14 protein-coding genes are annotated in these 14834 nt (G+C 64.9%); 9 read left to right on the top strand and 5 right to left on the bottom strand.

Annotated elements, in window-relative coordinates; translation table 11 throughout:
- The 8 genes from ACFE65_RS15995 to ACFE65_RS15960 form a co-directional block, all read left to right on the top strand.
- Positions 1-647, top strand: a 647-nt coding sequence (locus ACFE65_RS15995) for a zinc-binding dehydrogenase (RefSeq protein ID WP_375383357.1), incomplete at its 5' end; no start/stop codon positions are given.
- 446 nt (positions 648-1093) lie between these two features.
- Entirely contained in the window at positions 1094-1663 is a 570-nt protein-coding gene (locus tag ACFE65_RS15990) for a hypothetical protein (RefSeq protein ID WP_375383360.1), read from the top strand.
- A complete protein-coding gene (locus tag ACFE65_RS15985; RefSeq protein ID WP_375383359.1) occupies positions 1555-1860 on the top strand; it encodes a molybdopterin cofactor-binding domain-containing protein in 306 nt (101 codons plus the stop codon). Before ACFE65_RS15990 ends, ACFE65_RS15985 begins: the two co-directional genes overlap by 109 nt.
- Positions 1745-2911 (top strand): xanthine dehydrogenase family protein molybdopterin-binding subunit, encoded by a 1167-nt coding sequence (locus ACFE65_RS15980; protein WP_375383356.1) that lies wholly within the window; start codon positions 1745-1747, stop codon positions 2909-2911. The genes ACFE65_RS15985 and ACFE65_RS15980 overlap by 116 nt, the downstream gene beginning before the upstream one ends.
- A gap of 78 nt (positions 2912-2989) precedes the next feature.
- On the top strand, positions 2990-3187 hold the full coding sequence (locus ACFE65_RS15975; protein WP_375383355.1) for a hypothetical protein: 198 nt from the start codon (positions 2990-2992) through the stop codon (positions 3185-3187).
- A 106-nt stretch (positions 3188-3293) separates the two neighbouring features.
- Positions 3294-4289, top strand: coding sequence for an SDR family NAD(P)-dependent oxidoreductase (locus ACFE65_RS15970; protein ID WP_375383354.1), 996 nt, complete (start codon positions 3294-3296; stop codon positions 4287-4289).
- Between the two features lie 190 nt (positions 4290-4479).
- Positions 4480-6501, top strand: coding sequence for an ATP-binding protein (locus ACFE65_RS15965; protein ID WP_375383353.1), 2022 nt, complete (start codon positions 4480-4482; stop codon positions 6499-6501).
- A 216-nt stretch (positions 6502-6717) separates the two neighbouring features.
- A complete protein-coding gene (locus tag ACFE65_RS15960; RefSeq protein ID WP_375383352.1) occupies positions 6718-7053 on the top strand; it encodes a TfoX/Sxy family protein in 336 nt (111 codons plus the stop codon).
- Between the two features lie 116 nt (positions 7054-7169).
- On the opposite strand, the gene ACFE65_RS15955 is transcribed toward ACFE65_RS15960, so the two are convergent.
- The 4 genes from ACFE65_RS15955 to ACFE65_RS15940 form a co-directional block, all read right to left on the bottom strand.
- Positions 7170-9548: a TonB-dependent receptor gene (locus ACFE65_RS15955; protein ID WP_375383351.1), complete on the bottom strand. Its 2379-nt coding sequence runs from the start codon at positions 9546-9548 to the stop codon at positions 7170-7172.
- Between the two features lie 86 nt (positions 9549-9634).
- Positions 9635-10012 carry a winged helix-turn-helix domain-containing protein gene (locus ACFE65_RS15950; RefSeq protein WP_375383350.1) on the bottom strand — a complete coding sequence of 126 codons (378 nt, stop codon included), beginning with the start codon at positions 10010-10012 and terminating at the stop codon, positions 9635-9637.
- A gap of 1 nt (position 10013) precedes the next feature.
- Positions 10014-10220: a molybdopterin-binding protein gene (locus ACFE65_RS15945; protein WP_375383349.1), complete on the bottom strand. Its 207-nt coding sequence runs from the start codon at positions 10218-10220 to the stop codon at positions 10014-10016.
- 498 nt (positions 10221-10718) lie between these two features.
- Positions 10719-11090, bottom strand: a complete 372-nt coding sequence (locus ACFE65_RS15940) for a hypothetical protein (protein WP_375383348.1) — start codon at positions 11088-11090, stop codon at positions 10719-10721.
- 546 nt (positions 11091-11636) lie between these two features.
- On the opposite strand from ACFE65_RS15940, the gene ACFE65_RS15935 reads away from it, so the two are divergent.
- Complete coding sequence (locus ACFE65_RS15935) at positions 11637-13478, top strand: M1 family metallopeptidase (protein WP_375383347.1); 1842 nt, start codon at positions 11637-11639, stop codon at positions 13476-13478.
- A 295-nt stretch (positions 13479-13773) separates the two neighbouring features.
- On the opposite strand, the gene ACFE65_RS15930 is transcribed toward ACFE65_RS15935, so the two are convergent.
- Complete coding sequence (locus ACFE65_RS15930; protein ID WP_375383358.1) at positions 13774-14805, bottom strand: IS110 family transposase; 1032 nt, start codon at positions 14803-14805, stop codon at positions 13774-13776.
- Positions 14806-14834: the final 29 nt, after the last annotated feature.

Genomic DNA, 14834 nt, shown 5'->3' with positions numbered 1-14834 from the left:
CCGCAGAGAATGCGCAGATCGAGCCTGGCGATACGGTTGCGATCTGGGGCTGCGGTCCGGTGGGCCAGTTCGCGATCCGCTCCGCCCTCATGATGGGTGCCGGCCGCGTGATCGCGATCGACGAAGTGCCCGAGCGTCTCGCCATGGCCGAGGCCGGCGGCGCCGAGACAATCGATTTCAGTACGACCGACGTTTATGACGAGCTGCAGGCGCGGACTAAGGGACGCGGTCCCGACAGCTGTATCGATGCCGTCGGCTGCGAGGCCGCCGCTCACGGTGCCGCGGACGCCATAATGGACAAGGTGAAGGCCGGTATGATGCTTGCTACCGACCGCGTTCACTCGCTGCGACAGGCGATCATCAGCTGCCGCAAGGGCGGTACGGTGTCGGTGCCCGGCGTTTACGTCGGCATGGGCGACAAGCTTCCGATCGGGGCGGCCATGAACAAGGGCCTGACGATCAAGCTCGGCCAGACCCACGTGCAGCGCTATACCAAGCCGCTGCTGGAGAAGATCGTGGCTGGCGCCATCGACCCAAGCTTCGTCATCACCCACCCGGCCAGCCTGGAGGATGCGCCCGAGATGTATGCCAAGTTCCGCGACAAGCAGGACGGCGTCATCAAGGTGGTCATGCGCCCGCACGGCTGAACCGCATCGTCGCTGCGTCCCGATGCCTTGATCGCCGACGCAGCGACGACCCAAAAAACCGACGCTCAGGCGACCCTGCCCACCTCCCGAAACCGGGCATTCGTTCACGGTTCGATAGCTAAACATGAAAGATAGCCTTCAGGAAAGTACGAGACCTGAAAGGCACGGCCTGTGGAGTCCTCCGACCTCCGTGATGGCGTGTTTCTGCCCCTCGCCGCCTTCGAAGCTGTCGTTCGGCATGGATTGACCTGGCTGCAACCGTGAAGCCAGCAGAACCGCAGGCGCAAGGCGAAATGCGGCGGGGCTCGACGATGCTCGCCATCTGCCGTTCTCCGATGGACCTGCATCGCCGTGGCGCGTTTTGACATTATGGATATGGACGAAGCGCAGTCGCTCAACCTCCCCAAAAATAGCGGACCCGCGGTGCTCGGCAGTCGCATGTCCGGATCGACGGGCCCGCCAAGGTATGTGGCACAGCGGACTTTCCGGGAGATATCCACCTCCACGATCTCGCCTACGGCGTACTCTTCACCAGCCCAATGGCGCGGGGCCGGATCGTCCGGATGGACACGTCGATCGCGCTGGAGGGCGCGGGCGTGCTCGACGTCCTCACCTATCGTAACGTCGGCAACGCCGTTGCCCCGATTGGCCATATCATGGCCGATGGCTGGGCGAACAGCACGCTGCGGCCGCTCGCGTCGCCCAGATCCATTACGCCGGCCAGATCGTTGCCGTCGTTGTGGCTGAGACGCTCGAGCAGGCGCAGGCCGCCGCGCTGGCGATTCGAACCGGCTATGAAGCAGCGCCGCACGTCGGCGAACTCGGCGACGTGGGTGCGACCTCGGAGCCGCTCGCCGGCCTGCGCAAAGGCTTCGAGGGTCGCCACACCGGCGACTTCAATGCCGCGATTGCGCAGGCTGCCGCCAGCGTCGACGCGCGCTACACCACGCCGATCCAGCACCATAATCCGATCGAGCTGCCGACGACGACTTGCGTCTGGCACGACGATATGCTGACCGTATACGAGCCGACCCGGTTCGTCGGCGCCGCGCGCAACGGCCTGGCCGCGCACTTCGGCATCGATCCCGCCAAGGTGCGTGTCATCGCGCATTTCATCGGGGCCATTTCGGCTCCAAGCTCGCGCTGTCGCAGCACACGGTGCTGGCCGCGATCGCGGCGCGGTGATTGCAGCGGCCCGTCCACATCGCGGTAAGCCGGCGCGACGGCTTCACCGTCGCCAAACACCGCACCAGACGCGACACGACATCCGGCTCGGCGCGGATGCAGGTGGGCGCTTCGTCGCGCTGTCGCATACCGCCGAGATGGCGACGTCGCGTTTCGACACCTTCGCGATGGAGGGAACCGACGTCACCACCGCGCTGTATACGTGCGCCAACGTCGCGTCCGAGGAGCGGGTCGCGCGCGTCGACCGCAACACGCCGGGGCCGATGCGCGCGCCGCCCGAGGTGCCGTACATGTTCGCGCTCGAAAGCGCCGTCGACGAACTCGCGCATTCGATGCGAATCGACCCGATCGAACTGCGCCGGTGCAATGATACGCTCACCGATCCGGTAACCGGTCACCCCTTCACCTCGCGCCCGCTGATGCGCTGCTTCGACGCGGGCGCCGCCGCATTCGGCTGGGCGGCACGGTTGCCCGAGCCGGGCGTGACACGCGACGGTGCGTGGCTGATCGGCAGTGGCTGCGCCGCTGCCGCGCGCCCCGCCAAGATCGGCGCCGCAATCGTACGGCTGACCCAGACTGCCGACGGCGCTGTCCGCGTGCAGACCGCGCATCACGAGATCGGCAACGGCCTCTACACGCTGCTCGCGCTAACCGCCTCCGAGCGGCTGGGCGTCCCGCTCGCCCGCGTGCAGGTCGAGCTCGGCGACACCGCCCTGCCCGCCGCCGGCATCTCGGGCGGTTCGTCGACAAGCACGACGCTGGTCAATGCGCTCGCCGAGGCATGCCGACAGTTGCAGGCGCAGCCGGCAGGCGCGAACCGCTTGGTGGAGGTGGCGCTTGCGCCGCCGGGCGCCGAGCCGTCGACCATCGACGAGCTCAGGAAGGGGCACCTCAAGCTGGTCAGCACGCCCAAGGACAAGCTCGCCTGGAGCTTCGGCGCGCATTTCATTGAGGTCGGTGTCCATGGCGAGACGCGCGAGGTACGCGTCCGGCAGCATGTCGGTGCATTCGCGGCGGGACGGATCCTCAACCCGCTGACCGCGCGCAGCCAGATGCTTGGCGGCATGATCTGGGGGTAGAGCGCGACGCTGCTCGAGGCGACGATCGTCAACCCGGCGACCGGCAGCTATCTCAATCGTGACCTCGCCGAGTATCTCGTGCCGACCGCTGCCGACATCGGAGAGATGACCGCCATCATGGTCGAGGACGACGACGCGGCGGTCAATGCGGAGGGAGTGAAGGGCCTCGGCGAGATCGGCATCATTGGCGTGAATGCCGCGATCGCTAACGCGGTGTTCAATGCAACCGGGCGCAGGGTACGCAACCTGCCGATCCGAGTTGAACAGCTATTGTGAAATGTCCAAAGCATCGGGTGAGAGTAACAGCATGGTGACAAAGTAGTCACGCGCAACCAGTAGCTGTTCTGTCGGTTCCGATCGCTCGTAAATCAAGGACATGACGATGGATGAGTCCAAGCGGACCGGCACAGGCAGGCGTGACATACTGATCGGAGCCGGCACCTTCGCCGCCGCCGGTATCGCGGCCGCAGTCAGCGCTCAGGTTCCTAGCAATCCACGCAGCGCTGGTTCGATCACGGCCGGGCGCGACACTCAGTTGGCTGGCAAGGTCGCGTTCGTCACCGGCGGCGCGCGCGGGATTGGCCGGGCGATCGCCGTCGAGCTGGCGGCCAACGGTGCCGACGTCGCGATCTTCGACATTGCCGGCCCGGTCAGCCCGGCCTCCAACGCGAAGCCCGCCACCTCCGACGATATGGCCGAAACCGTTCGCCAGGTCGAAGCTCATGGCCGCCGATGCCTTCCGATCAAGGGCGACATCCGCAAGATCGCCCAGCTTCGCAGCGCGCGTGACCAAGTGGTTAAGCAGTTCGGCCGCGTCGACATCGTCGTCGCGAATGCCGCGATCCAACGCTGGAAGGATCTGCTGGAGATGGAGGACAGCGACTGGGACGATGTGATCGACAACAATGTGAACGGCACGGCGAACACGGTACGGGCCTTTGCCGCGACGCTGTGTGGTCAGAAGAGCGGGCGGTTCATCCTGCTGTCGTCGATGCAGGGCAAGCATGGCACGCCCGGTGCTTCTTCCTACTCAGCGTCCAAACACGCCATCATCGGCCTGATGAAATCGGCCGCCGAGGAATTCGGCAAGTACGGTGTCACCGTGAACTGCATCCTCCCCGGCCTCGTCGACACGGCCCTCACCCGCTACCCAGCGCGCTGGAGCCACGTGATCGGTGAAACAGAGGAAAACCCGCCCAAGAACCCGACTGAGGCCGAGACATGGAACAACCGTGCCCCGCGCGTACCGTTGCGAGTGGCGTGGCTGAAGCCCGAGGATATCTCGCCGATGGCGGTTTTCCTCGCGTCCGACGCATCGGCGATGTGCAGCGGAGCGAATTTCGAAGTTACCGGCGGAGACAGCGCTCAAGACGTGTAGGCTGTCGACGGGCGGCGGCTTCAGCGTGGTTGCCGTCCGGTTCGACCCAGATGCGTCCGCTCAGGCTCGTTCCGCTCCTCAGCTTCGGACATCAGTTCAGGTGTCAGTTCGCTGCCTCTTACAGCAAGGACCAGGGCTTCACCCGCTCCGGCATTTGCGACTAAGTCTTCCCCCAAGTACGAGGGAACCGATGAAGCGCCGACTACAGAAGCTGGCCGAGTTCGACGTCGTCGACAGATCGCCCCCGTGGCTGCCGGGTTGGGCTGCACAACTCCTGTTCGGCGCCGCGTGCACGGCGCTTCTCGTTGTCGTGCGGTTGGGCGTCGACGCCGTGGCACCCACCGCCGGCCCCTTTGCGCCGATCTACCCGGTGGTGCTGATCGCGACGCTCTTCGGTCGGCTCCGGGCAGGGTTGATCGCCTATGTGGGCTGCTTCGCCTGGGTCTTGTTGGTCGATCTCCCGAGCGCCGCAGCACGCGCCATTCCGCTCGCGACCGATGTGACCCGATCCCTGGTCAGCGCGGCCACTGTCCTCGTCGTGCTGATCTTCGCCGAGGTATTCCGCCAGGCCGTCCGTCATGCGGTGGCGGGACGCGAGCAGGCCATCGCCGCTCTGCGAGATCGCGAGCGCGAGTTGCGGGCGCTGAACCACGACCTGGAAAACAAGGTCGCCGAACGCACGCGCGAGGCGAGCCGGACGTGGCAGGTCAGCCCCGACCTGCACGGCATCCTGAACACGGAAGGCTTCTTTGAGGCTACCAATCCCGCTTGGCAGGCGACCTTGGGCTGGTCGGAAGAGCAGATGCGCACGACGCGGTTCTTCGAGTTCATCCATCCCGACGACGTCGAGCGTACCTACGCGGCTTGGGATGTGGTCCGTGAGGGCAAGCCGATCCTGCGCTTCGAGAACCGGTACCGGACGGTGGACGGAAACTGGCGCTGGCTGTCCTGGGTCGTTGTGCCGGAGAGCGGCCGATATTACGGAAGCGCGAGGGACGTTACCGAGCAGAAGCAGGCCGCCGACGTGCTTGCCACCATGCAGGACACTCTGCGCCAATCGCAGAAGCTGGAAGCCATCGGCCAGCTGACCGGAGGGGTGGCGCACGACTTCAACAACCTGCTGACCGTGATACGCGGCTCGGTCGAGCTGCTGCGCCGCCCCGATCTGGCCGAGGAGAAGCGGGCCAGGTACATCGATGCGATCGGCGACACCGCGGACCGCGCCACACGCCTGACCGGTCAGCTGCTGGCGTTTGCACGCCGGCAGACGCTCGTGCCCGAGATATTCGACAGCGGCGTGAGCCTGCTGGACGTCGCGACGATGCTCCGCACGCTGGCCGGATCACGAATCGAGGTCGAGACCCACGTGCCCGACGAGCCCTGCCTCGTCCGCGCCGACCGGAGCCAGTTCGACACGGCGTTGGTCAACATGGGGATCAACGCGCGCGACGCGATGGCCGGTGAGGGACGGCTGACGATCGCGGTCGGCGCGGTCTCGGGCATCCCGGAGGTGCGCAGCCACGCCCCGGTCACTGGCGATTTCGTCGCGATCACGATCACCGACACCGGCGAGGGCGTCGCGCCCGACGATCAAGTCCGCATCTTCGAACCCTTCTACACGACCAAGGACCAAGGCAAGGGCACCGGGCTCGGCCTCAGCCAAGTGATCGGCTTCGCCAAGCAATCCGGTGGCGACATCCGCGTGGACAGCGTCGTTGGCGAGGGCACCACTTTCACCCTGTACCTGCCTCGAGTTGAGGGCCGCGCCGAACCGGTTACGGACGTGCAGAACGAGCCCACGTCGACCAACGGCGACGGCGTCTGCGTTCTGCTCGTCGAGGACAACGATCGGGTAGGCGAGTTCGCCACGCAGGCTCTGCGCGAGCTCGGCTACGACAGCGTTCTGGCGCAGGATGCCCCAACAGCGCTCGCGAAGCTGGCAGAAGCGCCCGATACGTACCACGTCGTGTTCTCGGACGTCGTCATGCCGGGGATGAGCGGCATCGATCTGGCGCAGGAGATCCGCCGCCTCTATCCCGACCTGCCGGTGATCCTGACGAGTGGGTACAGCCATGTGCTGGCGCAGAACGGCACCCATGGCTTCGAGCTGCTGCACAAGCCATATTCCGTGGAACAGTTGTCGCGCGCGTTCCGCAAGGCGCTGAGCTGCCCTCCGGCGGCGCGGACCGCCGACCCCGGGACTGACGGCTGACCATCAGACCCTCAGGTCGGATGTGGTCCGAGCTGGTTCAGTGACGCAGCTGTCATCCGCCAGCTTTTCGTTATTGCCGGCAGATTGAACCCACAATTGGCCATTCAGCGGCAGTCTGACCGTTCCCCAAAGCGGCCTCTGGTTCACCGCAGTCGGCGACGCAGACCATGGTCGGGTCCGTTGCCCGCGGCGACGCTCGTCTGTTAGGTTCGGCCTATGGCGACGCAGCAACGCACAATCGTTTTCCTGCTCGAACAGGCGACTGGCGCCGGCGCGGTGGCGGCCAAGCCGATGTTCGGTGAATACGGCATCTACGTCGACGGCAAGATGATCGGGTCGGTCTGTGACGATCAGCTTTTCGTTAAGCCGACTGTATCGGGCCGCGCCCATGCCGAACCGGTGTCGGACGCGCCGCCGTATCCAGGCGCCAAACCGCAGATGCTCATCGCGGCCGATCGATGGGACGATGCCGAATGGCTCGGCGAGCTGCTGCGCGTCACAGCGGCGGAGCTGCCGACACCCAAGCCGCGGAAACCGAACCGAGGCACGTAAGCACCCGCAGCGGACGGGACCCAGAGTCAGACATTCCGAGGCGCTCACTCGTCCGCTTGCTCTGGAAGTGTGTCAGTTTCCAGCAAAAGGCGGCCGCGGCGGCTGCCTTCGCTTGGTCAGATCCGCAGACGGACCGTCCCTCCGATCGTACGCGGATCGCTGGGGGTCCCCAGGATCAGCCCGGAGTTGCCCGCCTGGATGGTGACGTTCTGGATGTAGTCGGCGTTGAGCAGGTTGCGGGCGAAAACCGCTAGCTCAAGGCCATCACGGAAGCGCACGCCGACGCTGCCGTTCGTGAGATTGTAACCACGAATGTAGGTGTAGCGCGACAGCGACGGATCGCCGTTGAAGCCGCCGCGCGAACTTGTGTCGACGTGCAGGAAGGCGACCACGCCGCCGACGGGCCGTTCGTAATCCGCGCCGGCCGTAACCGCGAACGTCGGCAGCGAGGCGAGTCGCTGGCCGGTGAGGTTGCACGCCGTCGTCGCCGCCGTCTGCACCTCCAGCGGGCACGGACCGGCCGGGTAATCGGTGTAGCGCCCGTCCGAATAGGCGAGATTGGCCCGGAACGTCAGGCCGGGCGCTACCAGCGCCACCGCGTCCGCCTCGATGCCCTTCACGGTCACCTTAGGGATGTTGGACAGGTAGCCACGTAACGCCACCGTCTGTGAGCTGTCGACAATGGTCGCCTGGAAATCCTGCACATCGGTCCAGAATCCGTCGATGTTGAAGATCAGCCGACGATCAAACAGCCGCGTCTTCACGCCGACCTCGTAATTGGTGTGCCGCTCGGGCCGCACCACGGCGGTAGCCAGCACCGGCTGGTTCTGGGAGTTCAGCGGCAAGCCCGACATATTGAGCCCGCCCGACTTGTAGCCTTTCGCAAAGGCGGCGTACGCCTGGATCCCATCGGTCACCTGCCATGACAGGTTGGCGCGTCCCGACAGGCTGCCATCGGCGTCGTGCGCGGTGTAGCTCTGCGGGCGCAGGATCGAGAGCTTGGCGTTCACCAGCGCCGTATTCGTGGTGGCGAGCCCGCCAAACACGGTGGTCGCGTAGCTGCCGTCCTTGTCCTCCCACGTGTAGCGGAGCCCGCCGGTTGCAGTGAGGCGCGGCAGGATGCGGTAGTTCGCCTCGCCGAACACGGCATAGCTGCGGCTGTTGAAGTTTGTGCGGCCATCGGTGCCATAGCCGTCGAGCAGGTTGGACGGATAGGTCGGCGCCGGCCCGAGCAGCCAATAGGTTGCCTGCGAACCGTAGGTGCTCAGCGGTTCGCCGGTGATCTTCTGGGTGAAATAGTAGAAGCCACCGACATAGCTGAGCGGGCCGGTGCCGTTGGAGGCGACGCGCAGTTCCTCGCTCGCCTGATCCTGACGCGAGGGAATGTGCTGCACGGTCTGGATCTGGATGCCGGTATAATCGCGGTCGTTGGCCGCATCCCAATTCCAAAACCGCCAGGCGGCGACGTTGGTGATCGTGACCGGACCGACGTTCCAGTCGGTGATGGCCGACACGCCACCCTCGTTGGTGCTCACCGCCAGGTCGGCATCGATGTTGGTGACGCGGTCATAGGGGTTGGTGCTGGCCGGCGTGTAGCCGAGCCCGGCGGCGAGCGCGGGGTATTGCCGTCCTGCCGCGCGCAGGGATTGACCGACGCGTAGGAACACCTGCGTACAGCAGGTGCTCTCGAAGTTGCTGAAGTCGGCGATGATCCGCGTCTCGAACGTGTCGCTCGGCCGGATCAGCAGCTGGCCGCGTACCGCCTGGTTGCCGAGATCGTTCAAGTGCCGGCCGTCGCGGGTGTCGTAGATGACGCCGTCACGGCGCTCGCTCAGCCCGGACAGGCGATAGGCGAGCACGCCGTCGGTGCTGATCGGTCCCGACGCAGAGGCTTTTGAGAGCACGAGGTTCTGCTCGCCATAGCTGAGCTCGACGTTCGCTTCGGGCGTGAAGGACGGTGCGCGCGATGTCACGCTGATCGCGCCCGCGGTGGTGTTCTTGCCGAACAGCGTGCCCTGCGGCCCCCGCAACACCTCGATCTGGTCGATGTCGGTGAAGTCGAACGCCGCCGTCGCCGGCCGCGCGTGATAGACCTGGTCGACATAGAAGCCGACGCCGTTCTCCAGCCCGTCGTTCGACTGGCTGACCGCGACCACGCTCGATCCCAGCCCGCGGATCGTGAACGCGGTGTTGCGCGGATTGGCCGACGAGTAGTTCAGGCTCGGCACGAGCGTCTGTAGCCCGTTGGTATTGACCGTGTAGGAGCGGTCGAGCAGCGCGCCGCCGACCACGGTCAGCGAACCAGGTATTTGCTGGGCATCCTCCGGCCGGCGCCGTGCGGTGACGGTCACGTCAGGAAGGCTCTCGCCAGCAGCTTGATCGGCCTGTGCCGCGACGGCCGGAGCAGGCGCCGTCCGGTCGGCCGATTGAGCAACGGCCGGCACTGCCATCGTCAGGCCGGCCATGACGGCAAGCGTCGTCGAACCGTATCGCATGAACATTCCCCTATCGGGCGCTCATGCACTATATCTGAGCGGATACAATATCCGCACGAATACATTCGGGTCTGCCGTCGCGTCGGTTAGGAGGTTTCAGAAGCGATCGGGGTTCCCCGCACAGCCAAGGTCAACCTCTTAAGCGACGGACGCTCCGCCAGCGCTTCAGCGTCGCGTTCGAGCTCGCGATAGTCGGCGAGCGCTGCTTTTCCTGCTTCGGTCAGGCGGGCACCGCGCTGAGAGCCGCCCCCGATGGCGGTCTCGACCACTCGCTCTTTGAAGCATCGGTTCATCTCATCAACGAGCAGCCATGCGCGCCGATAGCTCATGTTCATGGCTCGTCCCGCGGCCGAGATCGAGCCCTCGCGATCGATGGCGTCCAGCAGGTCGGCCTTGCCAGGGCCCAGCGCGAAGGCATCGCCGCACACCAGCTGCAATTTGAGCTTGAGCGACCCGACCTTCACGTCACTTCGCGATCAGGACGTCACTTGCCTTGATGACGACGGTCACCTCGTCACCCTCGGTCAACGCCAGGTCGACGATCGCTTCCTCGGTGATGCTGGAGGTCACGACGCTACCGCTGCCGATGTCGACCTTGACCGTCCCGTTCACCGCACCGGGCGTGATCGAGACGACGCGACCTGGGATCTGATTGCGCGCGCTGAGCTTCATAGGTGTTCTCTCCGAATGGGCCCAGGTAGCACACGATGGCGATCGACGATAAGACCGGTACTCATCCATATTCCAGAGGTGGACGCGACGACCACTCCAACACTCTTACTCGCCGCCGCCGCGCCCAGTGCGGGTGGAGGTCACAGTGCTGCCATTGGACACCGTCGACGGCAAAGTGATGATGGTCGTTCCTATCGCTTGGTGCGGACTGGCAGTGATACGCAACCTGATGTGGCGACAATGACGACAGCATTGGCCGACAAAGCGCCACCGGCGCACGCACAGGCTGAAGCCGAATGCTCAGCAATTAAACGACTGCAGTGCAGCGGGGCTTCCAGCCTGACCGGAGGCGCTTCCGTCGCCTTTGATTGTAACGGGGCGGTGACCGCAAGGGCCCAAAGCGGTAATGACCCACTTTCCGCCACTCAGACGCCCTGTGGTGCGGGCCAACTTTGCCCGTCCATTCATGTGGTGTGATCAGGTGGGCAGTTCGGACGCTTAGCTCGTCACTGCGAGCGCCGGAGCCACAAAATGCTCGGCTTCTGCTGGGGTCAGGCAAATGCGGACGACTTGGTGCTGGTGGACACGTTCGAACTGTAGTTTGAGCAGCGTCGACGACACTATGATCGCCACTCGGTCGGATGGATCGGAATAGAGCCGGTTCGTCGCTTCGGCGATGATCCTCGTGACGCTCATTGACTGTGTCACGGCCCCACGCAGATCGATCACTACCTTGACCTGGCGCGCCGATTGGCGACGGCGCGCAAATATCGACGCCAGCGTGCCGAAATGCCGGCGGACCTCGTCCTCGGCGAAGAAGCCCTCGCCTACAATCCGGATCACGGAGCCGCTGTCGTCGATCCGATGCATCAGTGCCGGTCCCCCGCTCGCTTTCGATTCCGCGGACTAGGGCACGCCTGTTAACATTTTCTGGTCAAGCCAGCGCCGCCGATCCTGCCGAGCGAAGCGTTACCTGCGCCGCAGCACACGCATCCGGCAAGACCCAAAAATCCGCCATTCCCGGTGCATTGCCCCCGCCCGACTTCTGCCTATCATTCATATTTGATGGAGACGGCGAAAGTCCGTCTAGGTGCCCTTGCTGCGGCGTCGATTCGTCGCTGAACGGCATTGCTTTGCAGAACACGGACCAGAAACTTAGCGCCGCCGGCGTAGGTCGGACCTTATGCCGAGTACCTTGATCAACGTCCGTATTTGCGAGCATTTGTCCGCCATCTTTGCGCTGATCAATCGTCATGATATGCGCACGATCAGGCGTCTGGAATATCGATGAGACATCCTTTTTGTCGGGCCATTCTTCGTTCTGCCTGCGCTGCCGCCATACTGTGCACGGCTCCGGCGCTGGCAGCCGACTTCGACCCGAAGGTCGCCTTCGCTGCGCAGACGCTCCCGGATGGCGTGAACGTCTATCGCTCCTCCAACGGCGCGCCCGGGCCAGGATACTGGCAGAACCGGGTTAACTATGCGATCACCGCGCGGATCGACACCACGACCAAGGCGCTGACGGCAACCGAAACGATCGACTACACCAACAACAGTCCCGACGCCCTGCCGAGCCTGTGGATGCAGCTCGACCAGAACATCTATCGTGCGGATTCCCGCGCAGCGACGATGGGCAGCGGGCGGAGGGGCCGCGGCTCGGTCGAGCATAGTGACGGCTACGCTATCGCATCGGTGGAGGTGCTGCGCGGCAAGAACTGGGTGTCGATTCCGTTCGTCGTCTCCGATACGCGCATGAATCTCCGGCTCGACCAGCCGCTCAGGGGCGGCGGGACGAAGCTGAAGTTCCGCATCGCCTATCGTTATGCCATCCCAGGCGTATGGGGCGGGCGCACCTCTTGGCTCGACACGCCGAACGGGACGATCTTCGATATCGCCCAGTGGTTCCCGCGCATGGCCGTCTATGACGATCTGCGCGGCTGGGACACGCTCCCCTATCTCGGGTCTGAATTCTACTGCGAATATGGCGATGTGGATTACGCGGTCACCGTGCCCGCCGACATGATCGTCGCCGGTGGCGGCGTGCTGACCAATACGGCGGAAGTCCTGACGCCGCTCCAGCGGTCGCGCCTCGCCAAGGCGGCCGGCAGCGAAACCACGGTGATGATCCGCACGCCCGACGAAGTGACCCGCGACAGTGCGCGTCCCGCGGCGCAAGCCGAGAAGACCTGGCGCTATCACTTCGCCAATACGCGCGACGTCGCCTTCTCCGCCTCGCGCGCCTTCGTGTGGGATGCGGCGCGGATGAACCTGCCCAGCGGCAAGGCCGCGCTGGCGGAAAGCGTCTATCCGGTCGAGAGCGCAGGCGACGCCGGCTGGGGAAGATCAACCGAGTATCTGAAGGACTCAGTCGAGCGCTTCTCTGGGCATTGGTACCCTTATCCCTACCCGAGCGCATGGAGCATCGCCGGCGGCTCGACGGGCATGGAATATCCCGGGATGGCGTTCGACGGCATCCCGGACAAGGGCAAGGAGCTGTTCTGGATCACCGCGCACGAGATCGGCCACAGCTGGTACCCAATGGTCGTAGGCTCGAACGAGCGTCGCGACGCCTGGATGGACGAAGGCTTCAACACCTTCATCGACACGTTTGAGAGCGACGAGTTCAAGGGCGGCGTGTTCGGTCCCAAGCGCGACAGCGAATATGCGCCGGGCGGCGGCAATCCGGTTGACGAGATCCTGCCGCTGCTGGCCGACAAGGATGCGCCGCCGATCCTGAGCTATCCGGACGTCATGGGCGAGAAGTACCGTCATTCGGTCAGCTACTACAAGACCGCGCTGGGCTTGCGCCTGTTGCGCGATGTCATCCTCGGCCCGGAGCGGTTCGACCCCGCCTTCCGCAACTATACCGCCGACTGGGCGTTCAAGCATCCCAGCCCGTCCGACTTCTTCCGCGAGATGTCGAGCGAGTCTGGGGAGGACCTGAGCTGGTTCTGGCGCGGCTGGTTCTTCAACAACTGGCAGCTCGACTTGGCGGTGACGAACGTTGCGTATATCGATGGCGACCCCGCCAAGGGTGCAAGCATTACGCTCGAGAGCCGTGACAAGTTGGTAATGCCGGCGGTGCTGGAGGTGAAATATGCCGACGGCCACACCACTCGCATCAAGCTGCCGGTTGAGACCTGGATGCGGACCAAGCCTGTCATCAGCGCACCCGCCGGCCGCATCGCCTCGGTCATGCTGGACCCCGATCATCTCCTGCCGGACCGTGACCGGAGCAACAACGGCGTGGTGCCATAGGGCAACGGAGAAAGTCGGCTCTACTGCATAAAGACCCATCTGTGGACGCCCCTTCGGTTGCAAGCGGTTTTCCTGAGGTTCTGGCACTTGGTCGGATGCTGCCATCTGTCCGGCCTGTGATGCAGCGATGAAGCTGCTGGCCTGTATGGGAGTTCGCGGACCGGAACCATTTCACAATCGCGTGCTCTTGGACACGATGGGTCTTGCTGGTTCTTCCGGCCCCGTCTCGCCGACTGTTGTGCCATACCCTCCTTCGACCGACTGCGCCCTCCGACGCCTCTGGCCCGCCTCGGCTTTACGCCGCGACTGCGACCGGAGCTCTGTAATCCTCTTTGCGAACCAGCAATGCCCAGACGGTGCGTGCCATCTTGTTGGCCAACGCGACCGTCACCAGCATGCGCGGTTTCCTGGCGAGCATGCCTTCGAGCCATGAGCCTGCCGGCGCGCCACGCTTGCTCGCCTGGAGCACGACCGCGCTGCTGCCGATGATGAGCAGGCGCCTCAGCGTGCGCTCTCCCATTTTGGAGATCGCACCCAGCTTCTGCTTGCCGCCGGTCGAGGACTGCTTGGGTACCAGCCCCAGCCAAGCGGCGAAGTCGCGCCCTTTGGCGAACGTCTCTGCCGGAGGCGCTATTGCGGCGATGGCTGTGGCCGTGATGGGACCGATGCCGGGGATCGTCATCAGCCGGCGCGCGACCTCGTCCTCGCGGGCACGCCGCGCGATCTCCTTGTCCAGTTCCGCCACCCGCTTGTCGAGCCCGGCCAGCATGTCGACCATCATCGCGAACATCGGTCGGGCCGCCTCGGGCAGTGTCTCGCCGATCTCGCCGCCCTCGAGCAGGTCCGCGAGCATCGTCAGGTGCGCGGTGCCCTTGGGCGCAACCCAGCCATACTCGGCCAGGTGACCGCGGATCGCGTTGCCGAGCGGGGTGCGCTGTTTCACCGCCAAGTCGCGCGTACGGAACACCAGCGCCGCCGCCTGTTGCTCCTCGGTCTTTACCGCCACGAACCGCATGCTCGGCCGCTGCGCCGCTTCGCAGATCGCCTCGGCATCGACAGCATCGTTCTTGTGCCGCTTCACGTACGGCTTCACGTACGCCGGCGGGATCAGCCGGACATCATGGCCCATCGCCCGCAGCTCGCGCGCCCAGTGATGCGCGCCGCCGCACGCCTCCAATGCCACCAGGCAGCGCGGATGTGCCGCAAAAAAGTCGAGCAGCTTGCCGCGCGTGATCTTCCGACTGAACACGGCACGCCCGGTCGCATCCGCCCCATGCGCGTGGAAAACATTCTTAGCGATATCAGAGGTGGTTCGGGGAATCTGCACAGCGGGGATAAGTGGATTGCCGATCTGAC

The organism is uncultured Sphingomonas sp. (genome assembly GCF_964237335.1).
Lineage (GTDB): Bacteria > Pseudomonadota > Alphaproteobacteria > Sphingomonadales > Sphingomonadaceae > Sphingomonas.
The sequence above is the reverse complement of the archived record's forward strand: the minus strand, read 5'-3'. Positions and strand labels throughout refer to the sequence as shown.

What these genes read in the sequence shown, in the direction of transcription:
- ACFE65_RS15970 (WP_375383354.1), top strand. Translation starts at nt 3,294, where the DNA reads ATGGATGAGTCCAAGCGGACCGGCACAGGCAGGCGTGACATACTGATC.
- ACFE65_RS15945 (WP_375383349.1), bottom strand. Translation starts at nt 10,220, where the DNA reads ATGAAGCTCAGCGCGCGCAATCAGATCCCAGGTCGCGTCGTCTCGATC.
- ACFE65_RS15960 (WP_375383352.1), top strand. Translation starts at nt 6,718, where the DNA reads ATGGCGACGCAGCAACGCACAATCGTTTTCCTGCTCGAACAGGCGACT.
- ACFE65_RS15955 (WP_375383351.1), bottom strand. Translation starts at nt 9,548, where the DNA reads ATGCGATACGGTTCGACGACGCTTGCCGTCATGGCCGGCCTGACGATG.
- ACFE65_RS15965 (WP_375383353.1), top strand. Translation starts at nt 4,480, where the DNA reads ATGAAGCGCCGACTACAGAAGCTGGCCGAGTTCGACGTCGTCGACAGA.
- ACFE65_RS15940 (WP_375383348.1), bottom strand. Translation starts at nt 11,090, where the DNA reads ATGCATCGGATCGACGACAGCGGCTCCGTGATCCGGATTGTAGGCGAG.